The sequence below is a fragment of the Mycolicibacterium wolinskyi str. Jessa 2025 genome, from assembly GCF_049241375.1.
GTDB classification, from domain to species: Bacteria; Actinomycetota; Actinomycetes; order Mycobacteriales; family Mycobacteriaceae; genus Mycobacterium; species Mycobacterium wolinskyi.
This window is the reverse complement of sequence record NZ_CP185960.1, coordinates 3,002,120-3,021,988: the sequence shown is the minus strand read 5'-3', so window position 1 is coordinate 3,021,988 and position 19,869 is coordinate 3,002,120. Positions and strand designations below refer to the sequence as shown.

The 19,869-nt window shown below is 65.6% G+C and carries 18 protein-coding genes; 9 read left to right on the top strand and 9 right to left on the bottom strand.

The annotated features are described in order from the left end of the window. Positions 1-74 precede the first annotated feature (74 nt). Positions 75-998 (top strand): 5'-3' exonuclease, encoded by a 924-nt coding sequence (locus tag ACOI2T_RS14870; RefSeq protein ID WP_421877315.1) that lies wholly within the window; start codon positions 75-77, stop codon positions 996-998. A 3-nt stretch (positions 999-1,001) separates the two neighbouring features. On the opposite strand, the gene ACOI2T_RS14865 is transcribed toward ACOI2T_RS14870, so the two are convergent. From ACOI2T_RS14865 to ACOI2T_RS14830, 8 genes are all read right to left on the bottom strand, one after another. Further along, the gene (locus ACOI2T_RS14865; protein WP_067852871.1) at positions 1,002-1,802 is read right to left on the bottom strand and encodes a DUF4333 domain-containing protein; all 801 of its coding nucleotides are present in this window, start codon (positions 1,800-1,802) and stop codon (positions 1,002-1,004) included. A 41-nt stretch (positions 1,803-1,843) separates the two neighbouring features. Continuing rightward, positions 1,844-4,612 (bottom strand): DEAD/DEAH box helicase, encoded by a 2,769-nt coding sequence (locus tag ACOI2T_RS14860; protein ID WP_409501775.1) that lies wholly within the window; start codon positions 4,610-4,612, stop codon positions 1,844-1,846. Next, positions 4,602-5,549, bottom strand: a complete 948-nt coding sequence (tatC, locus tag ACOI2T_RS14855; protein ID WP_067852875.1) for a twin-arginine translocase subunit TatC — start codon at positions 5,547-5,549, stop codon at positions 4,602-4,604. Before tatC ends, ACOI2T_RS14860 begins: the two co-directional genes overlap by 11 nt. Positions 5,550-5,626: 77 nt before the next feature. Continuing rightward, the gene (gene tatA / locus ACOI2T_RS14850; protein WP_409501774.1) at positions 5,627-5,875 is read right to left on the bottom strand and encodes a Sec-independent protein translocase subunit TatA; all 249 of its coding nucleotides are present in this window, start codon (positions 5,873-5,875) and stop codon (positions 5,627-5,629) included. 30 nt (positions 5,876-5,905) lie between these two features. Then, positions 5,906-6,862 carry a helix-turn-helix transcriptional regulator gene (locus tag ACOI2T_RS14845; RefSeq protein ID WP_409501773.1) on the bottom strand — a complete coding sequence of 319 codons (957 nt, stop codon included), beginning with the start codon at positions 6,860-6,862 and terminating at the stop codon, positions 5,906-5,908. A 34-nt stretch (positions 6,863-6,896) separates the two neighbouring features. After that, positions 6,897-7,889, bottom strand: coding sequence for a helix-turn-helix transcriptional regulator (locus ACOI2T_RS14840; RefSeq protein WP_409501772.1), 993 nt, complete (start codon positions 7,887-7,889; stop codon positions 6,897-6,899). Positions 7,890-7,976: 87 nt separating this feature from the next. Further along, entirely contained in the window at positions 7,977-9,335 is a 1,359-nt protein-coding gene (gene pafA / locus ACOI2T_RS14835) for a Pup--protein ligase (protein WP_110775373.1), read from the bottom strand. A 70-nt stretch (positions 9,336-9,405) separates the two neighbouring features. Beyond that, entirely contained in the window at positions 9,406-10,065 is a 660-nt protein-coding gene (locus tag ACOI2T_RS14830) for a TetR/AcrR family transcriptional regulator (protein WP_409501771.1), read from the bottom strand. Between the two features lie 80 nt (positions 10,066-10,145). Here ACOI2T_RS14830 and ACOI2T_RS14825 point away from each other — a divergent pair, with 80 nt between their 5' ends. The 7 genes from ACOI2T_RS14825 (at position 10,146) to ACOI2T_RS14795 (ending at position 18,818) form a co-directional block, all read left to right on the top strand. Continuing rightward, positions 10,146-10,577 (top strand): hypothetical protein, encoded by a 432-nt coding sequence (locus ACOI2T_RS14825; RefSeq protein WP_409501770.1) that lies wholly within the window; start codon positions 10,146-10,148, stop codon positions 10,575-10,577. 89 nt (positions 10,578-10,666) lie between these two features. Further along, positions 10,667-12,187: a type I restriction-modification system subunit M gene (locus tag ACOI2T_RS14820; RefSeq protein WP_409501922.1), complete on the top strand. Its 1,521-nt coding sequence runs from the start codon at positions 10,667-10,669 to the stop codon at positions 12,185-12,187. Further along, on the top strand, positions 12,184-13,359 hold the full coding sequence (locus ACOI2T_RS14815; protein WP_409501769.1) for a restriction endonuclease subunit S: 1,176 nt from the start codon (positions 12,184-12,186) through the stop codon (positions 13,357-13,359). The genes ACOI2T_RS14820 and ACOI2T_RS14815 overlap by 4 nt, the downstream gene beginning before the upstream one ends. Positions 13,360-13,361: 2 nt before the next feature. Next, on the top strand, positions 13,362-13,787 hold the full coding sequence (locus ACOI2T_RS14810) for a Fic/DOC family N-terminal domain-containing protein (RefSeq protein WP_409501768.1): 426 nt from the start codon (positions 13,362-13,364) through the stop codon (positions 13,785-13,787). Further along, positions 13,784-14,413, top strand: coding sequence for a Fic family protein (locus ACOI2T_RS14805; protein ID WP_409501767.1), 630 nt, complete (start codon positions 13,784-13,786; stop codon positions 14,411-14,413). The genes ACOI2T_RS14810 and ACOI2T_RS14805 overlap by 4 nt, the downstream gene beginning before the upstream one ends. A gap of 116 nt (positions 14,414-14,529) precedes the next feature. Continuing rightward, positions 14,530-17,892, top strand: a complete 3,363-nt coding sequence (locus ACOI2T_RS14800; protein WP_409501766.1) for a DEAD/DEAH box helicase family protein — start codon at positions 14,530-14,532, stop codon at positions 17,890-17,892. A gap of 47 nt (positions 17,893-17,939) precedes the next feature. Then, complete coding sequence (locus tag ACOI2T_RS14795; protein ID WP_409501765.1) at positions 17,940-18,818, top strand: alpha/beta fold hydrolase; 879 nt, start codon at positions 17,940-17,942, stop codon at positions 18,816-18,818. Here ACOI2T_RS14795 and ACOI2T_RS14790 read toward each other — a convergent pair. Then, positions 18,811-19,362 (bottom strand): TetR/AcrR family transcriptional regulator, encoded by a 552-nt coding sequence (locus ACOI2T_RS14790; RefSeq protein WP_409501921.1) that lies wholly within the window; start codon positions 19,360-19,362, stop codon positions 18,811-18,813. The two genes, ACOI2T_RS14795 and ACOI2T_RS14790, sit on opposite strands and share 8 nt — an antisense overlap. A 63-nt stretch (positions 19,363-19,425) precedes the next feature. Here ACOI2T_RS14790 and ACOI2T_RS14785 point away from each other — a divergent pair, with 63 nt between their 5' ends. Further along, a complete protein-coding gene (locus ACOI2T_RS14785; protein WP_409501764.1) occupies positions 19,426-19,860 on the top strand; it encodes an SDR family NAD(P)-dependent oxidoreductase in 435 nt (144 codons plus the stop codon). Positions 19,861-19,869 lie beyond the last annotated feature (9 nt).

The window sequence follows — 19,869 nt, the reverse complement described above, 5'->3', positions numbered from 1 at the left end:
GACGCCGTCACCGCGGCCTCCTACCTGTTCCGGAGGATCAATTGAGTTCTGTCCTGCTGCTCGACGGCGCCAGCATGTGGTTTCGCTCGTACTTCGGTGTGCCGTCGTCGATCAAGGCGCCCGACGGCCGGCCCGTGAACGCCGTCCGCGGCTTCCTGGACTCGATCGCCACCCTGGTCGGCCGGGAACGGCCGTCGCGCCTGGTGGTGTGCCGCGACGACGACTGGCGGCCGCACTGGCGGGTCGAGCTGATCCCGTCCTATAAAGCTCACCGGGTGGCCGAGCCGGAGCCGGACGGTGTGCCCGACATCGAGGAAGTTCCCGACGAGCTCACGCCCCAGGTCGGCATGATCATGGAGTTGCTGGACGCGTTCGGTATCCCGACGGCCGGCGCGGCGGGGTTCGAGGCCGACGACGTGCTCGGCACGCTCGCCGGCCGCGAACAGCGTGATCCCGTCGTGGTGGTCAGCGGCGACCGCGACCTGCTGCAGCTCGTGCGCGACGAACCGAAGCCACCGGTCCGCGTGCTCTACATCGGTCGGGGCCTCGCCAAGGCCGTGAAGTTCGGCCCCGCGGAAGTGGCCGAGCAATACGGTGTGCCGGTCGAGCGCGCCGGCGCGGCATATGCGGAGCTGGCTCTGCTGCGCGGCGACCCGTCCGACGGGCTGCCCGGCGTCGCAGGCATCGGCGAGAAGACCGCAGCCTCGCTGCTGGCCCGTTTCGGCTCACTGAGCGCCATCCAGGCGGCCGCCGACGACCCGAAATCCAGTCTGTCGAAAGCACATCGGACGAAATTGCTCGCCGCGGCGGATTACATCGCGGCGGCCGAGCCGGTGGTGCGGGTTGCCACCGATGCGCCGGTGAAAATGTCGACTCCGACCGACGCGTTACCGCTGGCCGCCGGCGACCCGGGGCGGGTCGCCGAGCTGGCCGCGGCGTACGGCGTGAGCTCCTCGATCAGTCGACTGCAGACGGCCCTTGACCAACTGCCCGGCTGACGGCTACTTCGGCCGGCCGACCTCGTAGGTGCCGTCGTCGTTCTGGAAGGTCACCGTGACCTGACGCTTGGTGCCGTCGATGCTGACCTCGCACGTGAAGGTGTCACCCTTCTTCACCGTGGGGTTCTCGCCGTCGTTGCACTTGACGTCCTTGACGTTCTTGGCGCCATACCCGTTGGTCTCGTCGGTCAGGATCTGCTGAACACCGCTCTGGGCCTTGTTGATGTCGAGCTGAGTCGTCACCGCCCAGCCCGGTAGCCAGAACGCGGTGACCGCGACGGCGATGATCACCAATGCGACCAGACCGCCGACGATCCCGCCGATGACACCGAGCGACCGCTTGGATCCGTCGGCGGCGCCGGGCGGGGTGTACTGGCCGAACTGACCGGGCTGGCCGAATTGTCCGGGCTGTCCATATTGCGGTTGCTGACCGTACTGGCCCGGCTGGCCGTACTGACCCGGCTGACCATACTGGCCGGGCTGTCCCGGCTGACCGGCTTGACCCGGCTGGCCGTACTGGCCGGGGTAACCCTGCTGCTGGCCGAACTGCTCGGTCGACGGGTACTGCGGCTGCTGCGGCTGCTGGCCGTACCCCGGCTGCGACGGCTGCTGGTACTGCGGGTACTGCTGCTGCGGTTGCTGGGTGTATGCGGGCGGCTGCCACGCGGGAGTGTGGGTGGTCGGGTCATCGGAACCCCCGGCCGGCGGTTGCCACGCCTCGCCGCCCGACGGCTGATCCCTGCCGGGCTCCGGTTGCTGACCGGGCCACGGCTGCGAGGGATCAGATCCCTGCGGTCCGCTCATGATTCTCCTTGATCTGAGTTCGCTATCACCGTTGCCACACACTACCCCGCATCAACAGCCACGACGCCGCGTCGAACATCGTTGATGGCGCGTTTCGCGGTATTGCGCAGCGCGGGTGTGGGCGCCGCGTTGCGCACCTGGTCGAGCAGATCGAGCACCTGACGACACCACCGCACGAAATCGCCTGCGGGCAACGGCGAGCCCGAACCCGCCACGTCCGAAGCGGCGAGTGCGGTTGCCAGATCACCCGTCGTGGCCCAGCGGTAGATCGCCGCGACGAACCCCTCGTCGGGTTCGCGGCTCGGGGCGATGCGGTGGCGCTGCTCGTCGGCGCGTAGATCGGCCGACAGTCGCCGGGTCGCGACCAGCGCGCGGCGCAATCCCGCTGTCGGAGCGTCGACTCCCGGCGGCACCCCCGGCGAATCGCCGCGCGCCTCGAACAGCACGGCAGACAACACGCCTGCCAGTTCGGCCGGCTGCAACCCATCCCAGGCACCGTTGCGCAGACACTCGGCCACCAGAAGGTCACTCTCGCTGTAGATGCGGGCGAGCAGCCGGCCCGCATCGGTCACGCGCTGCTCGCCGCCGTCGGCTTCGATGAAGCCGCGTTCGCTCAGCAGCGCCACGATCCGGTCGAACGTGCGGGCCAGTGAATTCGTCGCTGCCGCGACTTTCTGTTGGATCTGGGCGTTGTCGCGTTCGATCCGCAGATAACGCTCGGCCACCCGCACGAGGTCCTCGCGGTCGGGCAAGTGGTGGGCCGGATGGCGGCGCAGCTGTTCGCGAAGACCCGCAAGCTCCGGATCAACGTCGCGCTCTGGTGCGCCGCGGCGCGATTTGTTCGACGGCACGTCCAGCCCGGCGGCCGCCGACCGCAGGGCCGACGCCAGATCGCGGCGCACGCGGGGCTGACGGTGCTCGACGCGTTTGGGCAGTGTCATCGCGCCGAGCCGGGCCGAGGCACCCGAGTAGTCGGCCGACGAGATACGCCCGGCCCAACGGTGTTCGGTCAGTACGAGCGGTCGCGGGTCGTCAGGGTCGCGGTCGGGTTCGAGGACGACGGCCAGCCCGCCGCGGCGGCCGTGCGTGATGGTGATGATGTCGCCGCGGCGCAGGTCGGCGAGCGCGTCGTTGGCGGCCTTACGCCGTTGCAGCCGTGAGGCTCTCGACTGGGCGCGTTCGCGTTCGCCGATCTTGGCGCGCAACCGCGCGTAGTCGAGAATGGGCGCGTCTTCACCGCCGAGTTCGTCGGCGCCGCCGAGTTCGGCGGCGATCTCGGCGAGCATCCGTTCACCGCGGCTGATGCCCCGCACGAGCCCGACCACGGATCGGTCGGCCTGATACTGGGCGAACGACCGCTCGAGCAGTGCGTGCGCCTGCTCCTGGCCCATCTGCTGCACCAGGTTGATGGTCATGTTGTAGCTCGGCGCGAACGAGCTGCGCAGCGGGAACGTGCGGGTCGAGGCCAGGCCGGCGACCTCGGCCGGTTCGGCGGTGCTGTCGTCGGGGCGCCACAGCACGACGGCGTGGCCCTCCACGTCGATGCCGCGACGGCCGGCCCGGCCGGTGAGCTGCGTGTACTCCCCCGGTGTCAACGGCACATGCTGTTCGCCGTTGAACTTCACCAGCCGCTCGAGCACAACCGTGCGGGCCGGCATGTTGATGCCCAATGCCAGTGTCTCCGTGGCGAACACGGCCTTCACCAGACCGGCGGTGAACAATTCCTCGACGGTGTGCCGGAAGACGGGCAGCATGCCGGCGTGATGGGCGGCGAGGCCACGCAACAGCCCTTCGCGCCATTGGTGATAGTCCAGCACGATCAGATCGGATTCGGCGAGATCGGCGCAGCGGCGGTCGATCACCGCGGCGATGGCCGCCCGCTCTTCTTGGGTTGTCAGCCGCAGCGGCGAGCGCAGGCACTGTTTGACCGCGGCGTCGCATCCGGCGCGCGAGAACACGAACGTGATGGCGGGCAGCAGGCCCGCGGAGTCGAGGCTGGCGATCACATCCGGCCGGCCCGGCGGGCGATAGAGCTGCGGTGGCCGAGCGCGGCCGCGCCCACGCGGCTGCCAATCGGCGAGCCGGTCGGCTTCCCGGCGATGGCTGATGTGGCGCAACAGATTCGGGTCGACGAGCATGCTGTCGCTGCCCTCGAACAAATCGAAAAGCCGCTTGCCGACCAGCATGTGCTGCGAGAGCGGCACCGGGCGGTGCTCGTCGACGACGACCGTGGTGTCGCCGCGCACGGTCTGGATCCAGCCACCGAATTCCTCGGCGTTGCTCACCGTGGCCGACAGGCTCACCAGCCGGACTTCCTCGGGCAGGTGCAGGATGACCTCTTCCCACACCGCGCCCCGCATGCGGTCGGCGAGGAAGTGCACCTCGTCCATGACCACGTGGGAAAGCCCGTACAGCGCCGGTGAATTGGCGTACAGCATGTTGCGCAGCACTTCGGTGGTCATCACCACGACGTCGGCGTCGCCGTTGATGGACTGGTCACCGGTGAGCAGCCCGATCTTCTCCGCACCGTAGCGGGCGATGAGATCATTGTGTTTCTGGTTGCTCAGCGCCTTGATCGGTGTGGTGTAGAAGCACTTGCGGCCGGCCGCCAATGCCAGGTGCACGGCGAATTCGCCGACGACCGTCTTGCCCGCGCCGGTGGGCGCACACACCAGGACGCCGTGCCCGTTCTCCAGCGCCTGGCAGGCCCGCAGCTGAAAACCGTCGAGTGCGAACGGAAGCTGCGCGGTGAACGCGGCCAGTTCCCGGCCCAGTTCGCCACGCGACCCGACATCGGCGTCAGGTGGCATCGTCGTCGACCGTGAGCCGAGACGGTGCGGAGACCGGGCTCGGCGCCTCGATCGGCTCGGCTTCGCCGATCGGCGCCGCCTCGTCCTCGGGTACTTCCAGGGCCTCGCGCCGAGCCTTGCGTTTGTCGTTGAACCGGGCCACCTGGATGGCGAATTCCAACAGCACGGTGAGTGCGCACGCCAACGCGAGCATCGTGAACGGGTCGGAGCCGGGCGTCGCGAACGCCGCGAACACGAACAGGCCGAAGATCAGACCGCGCCGCCACGCCTTGAGCCGCTCGTAGGTGAGCATGCCGACCAGGTTGAGCATGATGATCAGCAGCGGGAACTCGAAGCTGATGCCGAACACCAGCAGCAGGTTGATCAGGAACCCGAAGTACTTGTCACCGGACAGTGCGGTGACCTGGACATCGCTGCCGACCGTCAGCAGGAAGCCCAGCGCGGTGGCCAGCACCACGTAGGCCAGCACGGCGCCTGCGATGAACAGCACGGCGCCGAAGCCGACGAACACCATCGCGAACCGGCGTTCTTTCTTGTACAGGCCGGGCGTGATGAATGCCCACAGTTGGTAGAGCCACACCGGGCAGGCCAACACCACCCCGGCCGCCATGGCCACCTTGAGGCGCAGCATGAACTGGTCGAACGGCGCGGTGGCCAGTAGGCGACACTCCCCGTCCGGCGTGATGCTGGCCCGGGCCGACGCGGGCAGTGCGCAGTACGGGCCGCGCAGCCATTCGCCGAGGCTGTGGAATCCGAAGATGCCGTGGGTGTACCAGAGGAACCCGAAGATCGTCGTGACGACGACCGCGGCAACCGCGATCAGTAGTCGGTTGCGGAGTTCCTGGAGGTGGTCGACCAGCGACATGGTGCCGTCGGGATTGACCCGCGAACGCCGATGGCGGGGATCGAACTTCTTGAAGATACCGGGGGTCTGCACGTGCTTTGCTTCACCAGGCCTGTGGGAGACGCAGCCTCACGACGCGGCCGGTGACCGCGGTCAGGATGTCGGCCGAGTCAGGCCGTGTGGCGGTCCGGGGACTGCTGCTCGGGAGCAGGCGTCGTCTCGACACGCTCGGAGGTGATCGGCTTGGCGGGTGCAGCCTCCTCCGCTTTGGACTCGGACTGCATCTCCTTGATCTCGGACTTGAAGATCCGCATCGACTTGCCGAGTGAACGGGCCGCGTCCGGCAGCTTCTTGGCGCCGAAGAGCAGCACGAACACCGCGATGACAATGACCCAGTGCCAGGGTTGTAGACCACCCAATTTGGTTACCTCCAGACGTCTGAGGCGAGTCTACCCGTGTGCGGCGCCGGCGTCGTACGCGCGCAGCGCCTCTGCGGCCGCCCGCTGGACGCGCTGCGCCAACGAGTCCGGGGCCAGCACCCGCACTGCCGAACCGAACCCGAGGACGAATCGCGCCATCCATTCCTCCGACGCATACGTCATCGCCGCCTCGCAGGCACCGTCGGGTAATTCGGTGACCACGCGCAGCGGGTAGTAGTCGAACATCCACGCCGCCGAAGGCTCGATCAGCAGCGTGGCCGCCGGCAGCGCCGGATCGGCGTCGAACAACGACGTGTCGGGGCCGGCCTGGACCGCGGGCGGAGGCGGCGCCGCCGGGTCGTCGAGCAGGTGGGCGTCGACGATGCGGTCGAACCGGAACAGCCGCACCGCCTCAGCGCTGCGACACCACGCCTCCAGGTAGCTGTTGTCTCCGACGAGGACCACACGGATCGGATCGACCGTGCGGCTCGTGAGCGAGTCACGCGAGGCCGAGTAGTACTCCAGCGTCACGGCGCGACCGTCGCGCACCGCGGCCCGCACGGCCGCGGCCGCACCGGATTCCGCCGGAATGGACTCCTCGACCGCGGCCCGCTGGCTGCCCGCGGCGGATTCGATCTTGGCGATCGCGCTGCGGGCGGCTTCGGGATCGACCATGCCGGGCACGTCGACCAGAGCACGCAACGCGACCAGAACCCCGGTGGCTTCCGTCGACGTGAGCCGCAGCGGGTGATCGACACCCGCCGAGAACGTCACTTGGATCGTGTCGCCGACGAAGTCGAAGTCGATGAGGTCGCCCGGGCTGTAGCCGGGCAGGCCGCACATCCAGAGCTGGTCCAGGTCGGCGTCGAGCTGTTTGTCCGATACGCCGAGCGCTGCCGCCGCCTCGGCCCGCGTCACCTTCGGATTCGCCTGGAAGTACGGAACCATGTTGAGCAGCCGTACCAGCCGTGTCGACACCTGACTCATGCGCGATCCGCCTCCGGCTCCTCGCTGACCCTCATTACCGGCCGCCTCCCGCCTGCGCCCTCAACCGCGCCACCACCTCATCGCGCAAGGATTGCGGTTCGAGCGCCACCGCATCCGCGCCGTAACTCGCGATCTCGCGGGCCAGCCGATCCGACATCCCGAGGTCGACGGTGATCTCCTCGCCCGCGCGTCCGCCAAGCGTCCGGGGCGCGGTCGCAACGGCCTGGCGGCGCAGTGCGGTCGCGCGCCCGCCGGCGATCCACACCTTGGCCTGTTCCCCGGTCGGCATCTCGGCCACCACGCGGCTGACGATCTCGCGAAGGTTCACCCCGTCGGGTTTGCTCACCACGCCGGACGGGCCGACGGGCCTGACTCCGGAGTCGATGCGGGACAGCCGGAAGGTGCGGGTGTCGTTGCGGTCACGGTCGTGCCCGACGAGGTACCACCGGCCGCGGTGCGTGACGATGCCCCACGGTTCGACGTTGCGCGTCGTGTACTCGGCGCTGCGCATCGGACGATGCTCGAACTGCACCGCGCGCCCGGAATCGATGGCGGACAACAGGATTCGCAGCACCTCCTCGGAGCCGCGGAGCCCGGGAAGCGTCGCGGTGGAGGCGATGGCAACCCCGGCGTCGTCGGCGTCCACGTCGACGCCCGCCGCGCGCAGCTTGAGCAGTGCGCCCTGCGTTGCGGTGACCAGTTCGGGTGACTGCCACAGCTGGGTCGCCACGGCCACCGCGGCGGCCTCGTCGGCCGTCAGCTGCACGGGCGGCAGCGCATACGAGTCCCGGTTGATGCGGTAACCCTCTGTCGGGTCGAACTTTGACACCCGGCCGGTCTCCAGCGGGATGCCGAGATCGCGCAGTTCGTTCTTGTCGCGCTCGAACATCCGGGAGAACGCCTCGTCACTGGGGCTGTCGGCGTAGCCGGCGACACTCGTGCGGATCTTCTCGGCGGGCAGGAATGTCCGGGTGGACAGCAGTGCGATCACGAGGTTCATCAACCGCTCGACTTTGGAGACCGCCACTCGCAACAGCTTAGGGCGTCGGTTGTCCGCAACCGTAGATCGGCGGGCCGGAAGTGTCGCCGGACGAGGCCCAGCCCGCCGTCCGGGCTACATGCTGGCGATCAGCCGCTTCACGCGCTCGTCGACCGACCGGAACGGATCCTTGCAGAGCACGGTCCGCTGAGCCTGGTCGTTGAGCTTGAGATGTACCCAGTCGACGGTGAAGTCGCGGCCCGCTTCCTGTGCGGCGCTGATGAACTCGCCGCGCAGTTTGGCTCGCGTGGTCTGCGGCGGCGTGTTGACCGCGGCGTCGATGTCCTCGTCGGTGGTGATCCTGGCGGCCAGGCCCTTGCGCTGCAGCAGATCGAACACCCCGCGACCGCGCTTGATGTCGTGATAGGCCAGATCGAGCTGGCTGATCTTCGGGTCGGACAGCTCCATGTTGTAGCGGTCCTGGTAGCGCTGGAACAGCTTGCGTTTGATCACCCAGTCGATCTCGGTGTCGACCTTCGCGAAATCCTGGCTCTCGACCGCGTCGAGCTGACGTCCCCACAGGTCGACGACCTGTTCGATCTGGGTGTTCGGCTCGCGGGTCTGCAGATACTCCACGGCGCGGGTGAAGTACTCGCGCTGGATGTCGAGCGCACTGGCCTGGCGGCCGCCGGCGAGCCGGACCGGACGCCGACCGGTGAGGTCGTGGCTCACTTCGCGGATCGCGCGGATGGGGTTGTCGAGCGAGAAGTCGCGGAACGGAACCCCGGCCTCGATCATCTCCAGCACGAGCGATGCGGTGCCCACCTTCAGCATGGTGGTCGCCTCGCACATGTTGGAGTCGCCGACGATGACGTGCAGGCGGCGGTACTTCTCGGCGTCGGCGTGCGGCTCGTCGCGCGTGTTGATGATCGGGCGGCTGCGCGTGGTCGCGCTGGAGACACCCTCCCAGATGTGCTCGGCGCGCTGGCTCAGGCAGAACGTGGCTGCCTTGGGCGTCTGCAGCACCTTGCCCGCGCCGCAGATGAGCTGACGCGTGACGAGGAACGGCAGCAGGACGTCGGAAATCCGCGAGAACTCGCCGGCCCGCACGATCAGGTAATTCTCGTGGCAGCCGTAGGAGTTGCCCGCCGAGTCCGTGTTGTTCTTGAACAGGTAGATGTCGCCGCCGATGCCCTCGTCGGCCAGTCGCTGTTCGGCGTCGATCAGCAGATCTTCCAGGACGCGCTCACCGGCGCGGTCGTGGGTGACCAGCTGGATCAGGTTGTCGCATTCGGCGGTCGCGTACTCGGGATGGCTGCCCACATCGAGATACAACCGGGCGCCGTTGCGTAGGAAGACGTTGGAACTGCGGCCCCACGACACCACCCGCCGGAAGAGATAGCGGGCGACCTCGTCGGGACTGAGCCGGCGATGGCCATGGAACGTGCAGGTCACACCGAATTCCGTCTCGATGCCCATGATTCGTCGCTGCACGTTATCGAGCTTACGGGGTGGCTCACAGGAACGGTGGGCAAGGCGTGGTTTGCGCGTCGCCCGAGTCGGCTCATCCCGATACAGTCAGCGAGCCCGGTGTCATGCCGAGAATCCGCTCGAACGCCTGCAGGTATGCGCCGAGCACGCGTTGCGCGCGCGGTCCGCTGATGTCGATGCCGCTGTGCCCGTCCTGTTCGATCGCGGCGGCGTAGGCGTCGGCCAGTACACCGTCCAGGCCCGCGATGAACATCGCGGCCTCGTGCGGGAACGCGGTGTCGAACACGCCTTCGTCGCAGCCCTGCCGGATGATCGCTTCGAGCATGGGCACCGAGGTGCGCATCGACTCCTGGGCAAGTTTCTGCCGGAACAGCGCGTTCTCGTCGCGCCACAGCTGGACCAGTGTCGCCACCGCCGTCGGGTTGTCGGCCTTCCAGGTGGCGGACGCGTTCATGTAGGCGTTGAGCTTGTCGATCGCGCCGAGACCGGCGTCGTCGACAACCGCGCGCAGCGGCCGCGACGCGCTTTCGGCGAGCGCGTCCACGATGCCTTCCAGCAGCGCCTGTTTCGAGCCGAAGTAGTGGTAGAGCGCACCTTTGGACATCTGCAGCTTGGCCAGCACGTCGTCGATGGTCATCTTCTCGTAGCCCTTGTCATGCATGAGCTGCAGCGCGACGTCGAGGATCTCGCCCCGGCGTGCGGCGTACTCCTCGGGCTTCACGCGACGGGCCAACGCGACCTCCTGTTGACGGTGACTTCTCCGCGAGCCTACTCTAAAAATAGACCGTCCGTCGGTTTATTGATTGGAGTCTCATGCCGCAGGCAACCCTCGAAGCTCAACAGCGCACCCGGTCGTTCGCCCGCGTGCTCGGCCCGTTCGTCGCGCTCGCGACGCTGATCATCGCGATCCGGCTGCCCGACCTCACCGGCCTGCTCGGCGGCCTGTTCGACAACGCTGTCCTGCCGTGGATGCTCGGCGCGGCCATGCTCGTGATGGGCCTTGTCGTGATCGCGTTCCACCAGTACTGGTACAGCGTCACCGCCGTGCTGATCTCGCTGTTCGGCTGGTTCGTGGGGTTGCGCGGGCTGGCGATGATGGCGATTCCGTCGGCAATCGATTCCGGGGCGAACGCGACCGTCACCAGCCCGGGCCTGCTCGTGGCCGCGCGGGTCTTCTTCCTGCTGCTGACGGCGACGGGGCTGTGGCTGACGTATGTGGGCTGGCGGCCGGAGCGCGCGACGTAGTAACCCTGGCGTGGCTTCGCCTACTTGTCGGACCCGTCGCTTATACAGTCCTGTTGGATTCGGCGACGAGGAACAGGCGGGTGACCGGCGTGCTGTCAGGGGAAGTTCGGAATCAGATCGATCGCATCTGGGATGCGGTGTGGTCGGGCGGGATGTCGAACCCGCTGGAGGTGGTCGAACAGATCACCTACCTGCTGTTCATCAAACGGCTGGATGACGAGCAGGAACGGGCGCTCGAGAAGGCGCAACTGCTTGGCAAACCGGTCCAAGGTGCGCCGTTCCCGGTCGGCCGGGACGAGTTGCGTTGGTCCTTCATCAAGAACATGCACCCCGACGACGCCTACGACGCCGTCGCCAACCAGGTGTTCCCGTACATCCGGGAGATGGGCGGTGACGACTCGACGTTCGCCGAGCACATGAAGGATGCCCGGCTGACGATCCCCAGCCCTGGGCTGTTGGCCAAGGTGATCGACATGCTCGACGAGGTCCCGATGGCGGATCTCGACACCAAGGGCGATGTCTACGAGTACCTCCTCTCCGAGATCGCGAGCGCCGGCAAGAACGGCCAGTTCCGCACACCTCGGCACATCATCAAGCTGATCGTGGAGATGATGGCCCCCAAACCAGGTGACACCATCGTCGATCCGGCGTCAGGAACCTGCGGATTCCTCGTCGCAGCAACCGAGTACATGCGGGCACACCACGCCGACGAGATCGCCGGCAACAAGTGGCGCAACCACTTTCACCACGAGATGTTCACCGGTTTCGACTTCGACCGGACCATGCTGCGGATCGGGTCGATGAACATGCTGCTGCACGGCGTCGAGCAACCCGATGTGCGCTACCGCGACTCGCTCGCCGAGGCCAACACCGCCGACGCTGAGAACTATTCGATGGTGTTGGCCAATCCCCCGTTCGCCGGGTCGTTGGACTACGAGAACACCGCCAAGGATCTGCAGCGGATCGTCAAGACCAAGAAGACCGAACTGCTATTCGTCGCGCTGTTCCTTCGGCTGCTGACACTCGGTGGCCGCGCGGCGGTGATCGTGCCCGACGGCGTGCTGTTCGGATCGACGAAGGCGCACAAGGAGCTGCGCCGCATGCTCGTGGAAGACCACAAGCTGGACGCGGTGGCAAAACTGCCGTCCGGCGTGTTCAAGCCATACGCCGGTGTCTCGACGGCGGTGTTGTTCTTCACCAAGACCGGTGTGGGCGGCACGGATTTCGTGTGGTTCTACGACGTGAAGGCCGACGGGTACTCGCTAGACGACAAGCGCACGCCCTTGCTCGACGTGGACAAGTTGGGGCCGCTCGCAGAGCTGTCCGAGGACGAGCACGAGAAGAACAACCTCCCTGATGTCCTCGAACGATGGACGCTTCGGGACGGATCCGAACGCAATAGGGGGCGAACCGACCAGTCGTTCTGCGTGCCGCGGGAGGAGATCGCCGACAACGGCTATGACCTGTCGATCAACCGGTACAAGGAGATCGTCCACGAGGAAGTCGAGCACCGCCCGCCCACGGAGATTCTCGATGAGCTGGTCAAGATCGAGGATGAGATCCGCGAGGGTATGTCCGAGCTTCGGCGGATGCTGGCGGGACCGAAATGAGCCGATGGCCATCAGTTGCCCTAGACGAACTGGCCACCATAAACCCAGGGCTAGAAAGATCGCCAAAAGCTGAAGAACCCATTTCCTTCCTAGGCATGGCAGATGTGTCCGAATCAGGTACAACATCTCAAGGTTGTGAACGTTTATATAGGGAAGTCAAGAACGGATATACTTCGTTTCAAAATGGCGATATTTTGGTGGCGAAGATAACTCCATGCTTTCAGAATGGGAAGATCGCGCTCGCAAGCATTACTCATCAATACGGTTTTGGATCAACCGAATTTCACGTCGTGCGACCACGAAATGCAATCAATCCGCGATATCTACTTCACTATTTGCGCCAATCTCAGATTCGCATTGAGGGCGAAAGTCGCATGACGGGTTCTGGTGGCCAACGGCGTGTACCGACGAGTTTCTTGACAACACTGCCCGTTCCACTTCCTTCTCATGACGAACAGCGTCGTGTCGTCTCAATCCTCGACCAAGCCGAACGACTCCGCAGACTCCGAAGACAAGCAATCGCGTCGACTAGCGCTTTTATAGATTCGGTATTCGTCCAACTATTCGACCCTTCTGCACCGGCAATATCGCTTGGAGAGATAGCGGACATCGCCTCTGGACTCACGAAGGGGCGGCGCCTTAACCCGACAGCCTCGACACGATCAGTTCCCTATATGGCAGTGGTGAATGTGCAGGACCGCCGACTCGATCTGTCCATGGTCAAGATGATCGATGCAACCCCCGCTGAAATCGACAAGTTTGCATTGAAGGAGGGCGACTTATTGCTAACGGAGGGGGGAGACCCCGACAAGCTCGGGCGGGGCACCGTGTGGCAGGGAGAGATTCCCGAAGCGATTCATCAGAACCACATATTTCGCGTTCGCGTAACAAATAAAGACTGCGAGCCACTCTATTTAAATTGGTTGATTAGCAGTCCGTACGGCAAGAAATATTTCATTCGTTCAGCGAAACAAACGACGGGGATCGCTTCGATCAACAAGTCGCAACTATCCAGTTTTCCCGTAGTGTTGCCGCCTAAAGGCCATCAGGTGAAATTCGTAGATGCCGTTCATGACGTCCAATCGCTGTCATCGAAGCACACCCGAGCTATCCACCACCTTGATGCTCTGTTCGCAGTCCTCCAAGCCCGAGCCTTCGCCGGCGAGCTATAGCAATGCCGTTCACGCCGCGATACACGATCACCAACGCCACCACACGTGACCTGGCGAAGATCGAGCGCGCCCGCGGATTTCTCGAAGGGGCAACACTTTCCGAGGAATGGCTCGACCGGATGGGCCGGCGTGCGTTGCTTCTCGAAGCGCATCACACCACCCACATCGAGGGCACGCAGTTGACCATCGAGGAAGCCGCGCAACTGTGGAATGGCGCCGACGTAGAGAACGTCGACCCCGACGACCGCCGGGAACTGCTGAACTACCGCAACGCTTTCGACCTCGTCGCGTCATCGCTCGCCCATGGCGAACCCATCACCGAGACGTTGATCCGCGCCATTCACGCTGACTCGTTGCCGGTGTGCGGGGCGGTGAGGGTGCCCCAGGCGCCTATCGAACCGTGCAAAACCATGTCGCGGATGCAGTGACTCGCCGCATCATCTACACGCCGCCCCAACCACACGATGTCGGCCCGCTGATGCAGGAACTCGTGGACTGGTTGCGCGAGCCGGGTGACGTGCATCCGGTTTTGGTCGCGGGGATCGCCCAGTTCCAGCTCGTGCACATTCACCCGTTCGTCGACGGCAACGGGCGCACCTCCCGGTTGCTTTCGACGCTGGTGCTCTACCGAGCCGGCTACGACTTCAAGCGGTTGTTCACGATCAGCGAGTTCTACGACCGTAACCGCGCCGCGTTCTATTCAGCCCTGCAACGAGTCCGCGAAGCGGGCATGGATCTAACCGGGTGGATCGAGTTCTTCGTCTCTGGCTTGGCCACCCAACTGCTCGAAGTGCAGGAACGCAGCACCGCCGCCATCACCGCCGAGCAGATCGGGCGAGCCCATGGTCTCGGCCAGCGCCAGGTCGCGGTACTCGACGAACTGCTCGCACAAGGGCAAGCGGGTGTAGAAGATCTTGAGGTCGCGTTCCCGAACGTCAGCCGTCGCACCTTGCAGCGCGATCTGGCCGCGCTCCTCGACGCCGGTTTGATCACGACCTCAGGTGACCGCACCGACCCCACCCGCCGGTATCGTGCCTCGCCCCCCGAGCTGTGACAAGCTGTGACAGCGAGCTGTGACAGGACTTGTCACACCCCTTCCGTAACGTGCGGCGGTTGCCCAGAAAACGGCAACGCATATGCCAAGATCAGCGACGGGAGGGAGGCCAGGCGATGACCGGTAACTTCGAGTTCCTCAAGGCCCAGTGGCCGCGACTCTATGCCGAGGCGCGTAGCGCCGAACGTGATGCGCTGTTCGACGCGCGGACCACCTGCTTCTATGCCCGTCGGGCCGTCGAGCACACAGTGGCGTGGCTCTACCGCATGGAGGGCATCGACGAGGCGTACAAGAGCGACCTCGCGGCACGGATCAATAAGGCCGAGTTCGTCAACCTGGTCGGTCACCCGGTGCGGCAGAAGCTCGACCTGATCCGCAAGCTGGGCAATGTCGCCGTGCACGAGCACAAGCCGGTGCCCAAGGACAAGAGCCAGGTAGTGCTGCGCGAACTGTTCCACGTCATGTCCTGGCTTGCCCGCACCTACGGCGCCGACGAGGCCAGCAAGCCCGATCCCGCCGCACAGTTCAATCCCGCCTTGCTCCCCAAGCCCGCGGGCCAGGCCGTCGCCAAGTCAATCGCCCAGATCACCAAGCTCAACGACGAGCTCAAGGCCAAAGACGCCGCGTTGGAAGCGGCGGCGGCCGCCAAAACCAGCCTCGAGGCCGAACTCGCCGCCGCCCGGGCCGAACTCGCCGCCATCAAGGCCGCCAATCAAGCGAAACCCGACCTCCATGACTACGACGAGGCCACCACCCGCACCGAGTTCATCGACGCCGATCTCTTGGAGTCTGGCTGGACGCTCACCTATGACCGCGACCGCGAGTTTCCGGTGCAGGGCATGCCCGACGGCAAGACCGGCTATGTCGACTACGTGCTGTGGGGCGGCGACGGCAAACCCCTCGGCCTCGTCGAGGCCAAACGCACGGCCAGGGACGCGAAAGCCGGGCAGGAGCAGGCCAGACGCTACGCCGATTGCCTGCAGCAGATGTTCGGACAGCGGCCGATCATCTACTACAGCAACGGGTTTGAGCACCACGTCTGGGACGATCTGCAGTACCCGTCGCGGCCGATCAACGGGTTCCACACCCGCGACCAGCTCGAGCTGCTCATCCAGCGCCGGGCCACTCGGAAACCATTGGTAGACATCGCAATCCCGCCGGGGATCGTCGATCGCCCCTACCAGGAGCGCGCCATCCGCCGCGTCCTGGAGCGGTTCGAGATCGAGAATCAGCGCGAAGCCCTGTTGGTGATGGCCACTGGGGCCGGCAAGACGCGGACCGTCATCGCCCTCACGGACATGCTCGCCCGCGCGAACTGGGTCAAACGAGTCCTCTTTCTCGCCGATCGCGTTGCGCTCGTCAAGCAGGCGGCCAATGCGTTCAAGAGCTTGCTGCCCGATTCGGCACCGGTGAACTTGTTGACCGACAAGAACACCGACAGCCGCGTCTACGTGGCGACCTATCCCACCATGATGGGCTTGATCGACGAAACCAATGGCGGCACACGTCGATTCGGCCCCGGTTACTTCGACCTGGTGGTAATTGACGAAGCCCACCGCTCGGTGTACCGGAAGTATCGCCACATCTTCGCGCATTTCGATTCGCTACTGCTGGGCCTCACCGCCACGCCCGAGGAGGAAGTCGACCGCAACACCTACCAGCTGTTCAAACTCGAAGACGGAGTTCCCACCGACAACTACGGCCTCGACGAGGCGATCGACGACGGCTACCTGGTGCGGCCCCGCGCCGTTGTCGTTCCGCTCCATTTCCCTTTGCGCGGGCTGCGATACGACGACCTGTCCGAAGAAGAAAAGGACGAGTGGGACGCGACTGAGTGGGACGAGGAGGATGACGACGCGCCTGACGTCGTCGCCGCCGACGCCGTCAACAAGTGGCTGTTCAACGCCGACACCGTCGACAAGGCACTCGAAGTGCTCATGCGGCACGGCCATCGCGTCGCCGGAGGCGACCGGCTGGCCAAGACGATCATCTTCGCGCGGAACAATCGGCACGCTCAGTTCATCGCCGACCGGTTCAATGCCAACTATCCCGAATACAAGGGCGAGTTCGCTCGCGTAATCACCCATGCCGTCGAATTCAGCCAGGCCCTGATCGACGATTTCTCGCAACCAGCCAAGGCACCGCACATCGCGATCTCGGTGGACATGCTCGACACCGGCATCGACGTGCCGGAGGTTGCCAACCTGGTGTTCTTCAAGCCTGTCCGGTCGAAGTCCAAGTTCTGGCAGATGGTCGGCCGCGGCACCCGGCTGTGCCCCGATCTCTACGGGCCGGGACTGGACAAGAAAGACTTCCTGATCTTCGACATCTGCGCCAATTTCGAGTACTTCGGTCAAGACCTACCCACCGCCGACGGTGTCGTCACAAAACCCTTATCCGAGCGGCTCTTCGCCGCCCGCACCGAATTCGTCGGTTCGCTGGACAAGCAGCGGGCGTACCCGGAACTACGGGCGGATATTGCCCACGTGCTGGTCCATCACGTTCAGGGCATGCGACTGGACAATTTCATCGTCAAACCCAAACGTGCCGTCGTCGAGAAGTACTCCGACCCCAAGAACTGGGAGTCGCTGGTCGAGGAACAGATCGCTGAACTCATCGCTGATGTCGCCCCGCTGCCGACCACCGTGCGGGACAGCGACGAGCCCGCGAAGAGATTCGACCTGATGGTGGTACGCAGCCAGATCGCCGTCCTGCAAGACCACGACTACGAGCCGCATCAGGTGCGTATCCGCGAGATCGCCGATGGTCTGCTCGACCAGCTGAGTATTCCCGAGATCAAGAAACGCGAGGAACTGCTGCGTGAGGTTGCCAGCGACGAGTGGTGGCAAGACATCACTCCGCCGATGCTGGAACAGGCACGCCGCCAGTTGCGCTCGATCGTCGGGCTCCTCGAGAAAAAGAAGCGCCCGTTCGTCTACGCCGACTACGAGGACACCCTGGGCGACGTCACCGAGGTTGCCATGCCGGCTCTCGCACAATTCACCGACATCGACCGATTCAACGCCAAGGTCTACGACTTCTTGGTCCGCCAACCCGACAACCTGGCGCTGCAAAAGCTCAAGAAAGCACACCCGCTCACCGAAACCGACCTGCAGTCACTGCAAGAGCTTCTGCTCGCCAGCGGCGTCGCGGACCCCGCCGACCTCGACCGGGCAGCCGACACAGCACACGGTTTCGGGCGGTTCATCCGGTCACTGATCGGACTGGACCGTCAAGCCGCCACAAGCGCCTTCGCAGAGTTTCTCGACGGCAAGACCGCCAGCGCCGATCAGATCCAGTTCATCCAACTCGTGATCAACTACCTCACCCGTCACGGCAGCATGTCGCCGGACCTGTTGTTCGAGCCACCGTTCACCGACAACGCTCCGAAAGGAATCGCCTCGGTGTTCGACAGCGCAAAGGCCCGCGCCGTGATCGATGTCATCGAGCAGCTCAACGCTTCCGCTGACGCCGGCTGATCGGCCAACCCGGCACATAACCCGGCGGCGGGGATGAGAATTGAACGATGTCGTCGAGGTCGTCGCGCAGCGCTCCGGTGGACGGATTCCGACTGGCCTTCGACCGGCACGGCATCTCGGGCGGCCCCGCGGTCATCCTGCTGCACGGCTGGCCGGGTAACCGGCGCGATCACCGGCACGTCGTCCCGCTGCTGACCGATATCGCCGACGTCGTCGTACCGGATCTGCGCGGCTTCGGCGGCTCGGACAAGCACGCGGTGTCGGTGCAGCACTTCTACAGCGCGAGTGCCCAGGCCGCGAGCGTGGTGGGACTCATCAACGAGCTCGGCCTCGACGATGTGGTGCTGGCCGGCTATGACGTCGGCAGCCGGGTCGCCCAGAGTGTAGCCCGCATGCATCCGCACCTGGTCAAGGCGCTCGTGCTGTCACCGCCCCTGCCCGGCGCCGGGGACCGCGTGCTGAGCCCCCACGCCATGCACGAGTTCTGGTACCAGGCATTTCACCAGCTCCCGATCGCCGACCGCATGATCGACGGCAATCCCGACGCCGTGCGCGAGTACCTGCGCCACTTCTGGGACCACTGGTCGGGCCCGAGTTTCCAGGTCTCCGAAGACGACCTGGACCGCCTCGTCGCGGACTACGCGCTGCCCGGCGCGTTCACCGCGTCGCTGGGCTGGTACCGCGCCGGGGCGGGCACCGTCGCGCAGTCTCTCACCGAGCTGCCGCCCGGCCGCGCCGTCAAGATCCACGCCAGCACCGATGTGCTGTGGCCTCAACACGATCCGCTGTTCCCACCGGACTGGGCCGACCGGCTCGAGCACTACTTCGTCGACGTCCGGCTCCACAAGGTCAATGGCGCAGGTCATTTCACACCGGTCGAATGCCCCGAGGAATTCGCCGCGCTCATCCGGCGCGCGGTCAGCTGACCGGCGGCTTGAGCCCGTCCAGTACGAAGCCGAGGTGACGGCGCCATACGGCGTCGCATCCGTCGGCCATCGCGATCACCTTGGACATCGCCCACATCAGTGTCGCGAGGTCTTCGGTTCCGAAATCGGTGCGCAGCACGCCCGCCTGCTTGGCGCGCTCGACCACCTCCTCCAGCAGCCCGCCTGCCCTGCCGCACTCCCCCGCGACGTCGACCGAGCCCACCGGGTTGCGCGCGATCGCATCGTTGATGCTCCGATCGGTGGCCTGCATCGAGAACAGACCGTCCAGGAAGCCGGTGAACCCGCGCCACGCATCGGGATCGTCGAGAGCGTCGCGCGCCATCCGGTCGATGGCGGCCAACCGGTCGGGCAGCACCGCATCGAGCAATGCACCGCGGTTCGGGAAATGGTTGTAGAGGGTGCCGATGCTGACGCCGGCGTGCCGCGCGATCTCGTCGAGCGGCACGTCGACGCCGCGCTCGGTGAACAGTTCGGCGGCGGCCGTCACCAACCGGTCCCGATTTCGGACCGCATCCGCACGCATCGCCGCCACCGGCCCAGCATAGCGAAGTTGAGGGCATACTCAACTTGTGCTAGTAAGTTGAGTATGACCTCAACTTCTGCTCCCGTTCTGGTGGTCCTCGGTGTGGGACCCGGCCTCGGGATGTCTGTCGCACACCGCTTCGGCGCCGAGGGCCACCGCGTGGCTCTGATTTCGCGTTCGCCACAACGACATCCGGACTATCTGGCGGCACTGGCCGACAAAGGCGTCGAGGCCGCCGCATATGTCGCCGACGCCAATGACTCGGGCCGGTTGCGCACGGCGCTCGACGCGGTCCGCGACCGGTTCGGCCGCATAGACGTGGGTTACTACGGCCCGGCCGCATTCGAGACGGCGCCCACCGGTGACATCACCGGACTCGATGCCGCGGGCGCACAGGCTGCGCTCGACGGCGTCGTACCTGCGGTCGACTTCGCCTCGCAGCTGCTGCCGGAGATGCGGCGGCGCGGTAGCGGAGGTTGCTGTTCGCCGGAGGGCTGAGCAGCGTGG

Coding starts and splice junctions, on each gene's coding strand:
- ACOI2T_RS14870 (WP_421877315.1), top strand. CDS start 75: ATGTGGTTTCGCTCGTACTTCGGTGTGCCGTCGTCGATCAAGGCGCCC.
- ACOI2T_RS14865 (WP_067852871.1), bottom strand. CDS start 1,802: ATGAGCGGACCGCAGGGATCTGATCCCTCGCAGCCGTGGCCCGGTCAG.
- ACOI2T_RS14860 (WP_409501775.1), bottom strand. CDS start 4,612: ATGCCACCTGACGCCGATGTCGGGTCGCGTGGCGAACTGGGCCGGGAA.
- ACOI2T_RS14845 (WP_409501773.1), bottom strand. CDS start 6,862: ATGAGTCAGGTGTCGACACGGCTGGTACGGCTGCTCAACATGGTTCCG.
- ACOI2T_RS14825 (WP_409501770.1), top strand. CDS start 10,146: ATGCCGCAGGCAACCCTCGAAGCTCAACAGCGCACCCGGTCGTTCGCC.
- ACOI2T_RS14815 (WP_409501769.1), top strand. CDS start 12,184: ATGAGCCGATGGCCATCAGTTGCCCTAGACGAACTGGCCACCATAAAC.
- ACOI2T_RS14810 (WP_409501768.1), top strand. CDS start 13,362: ATGCCGTTCACGCCGCGATACACGATCACCAACGCCACCACACGTGAC.
- ACOI2T_RS14800 (WP_409501766.1), top strand. CDS start 14,530: ATGACCGGTAACTTCGAGTTCCTCAAGGCCCAGTGGCCGCGACTCTAT.
- ACOI2T_RS14795 (WP_409501765.1), top strand. CDS start 17,940: ATGTCGTCGAGGTCGTCGCGCAGCGCTCCGGTGGACGGATTCCGACTG.
- ACOI2T_RS14790 (WP_409501921.1), bottom strand. CDS start 19,362: ATGCGTGCGGATGCGGTCCGAAATCGGGACCGGTTGGTGACGGCCGCC.
- ACOI2T_RS14785 (WP_409501764.1), top strand. CDS start 19,426: ATGACCTCAACTTCTGCTCCCGTTCTGGTGGTCCTCGGTGTGGGACCC.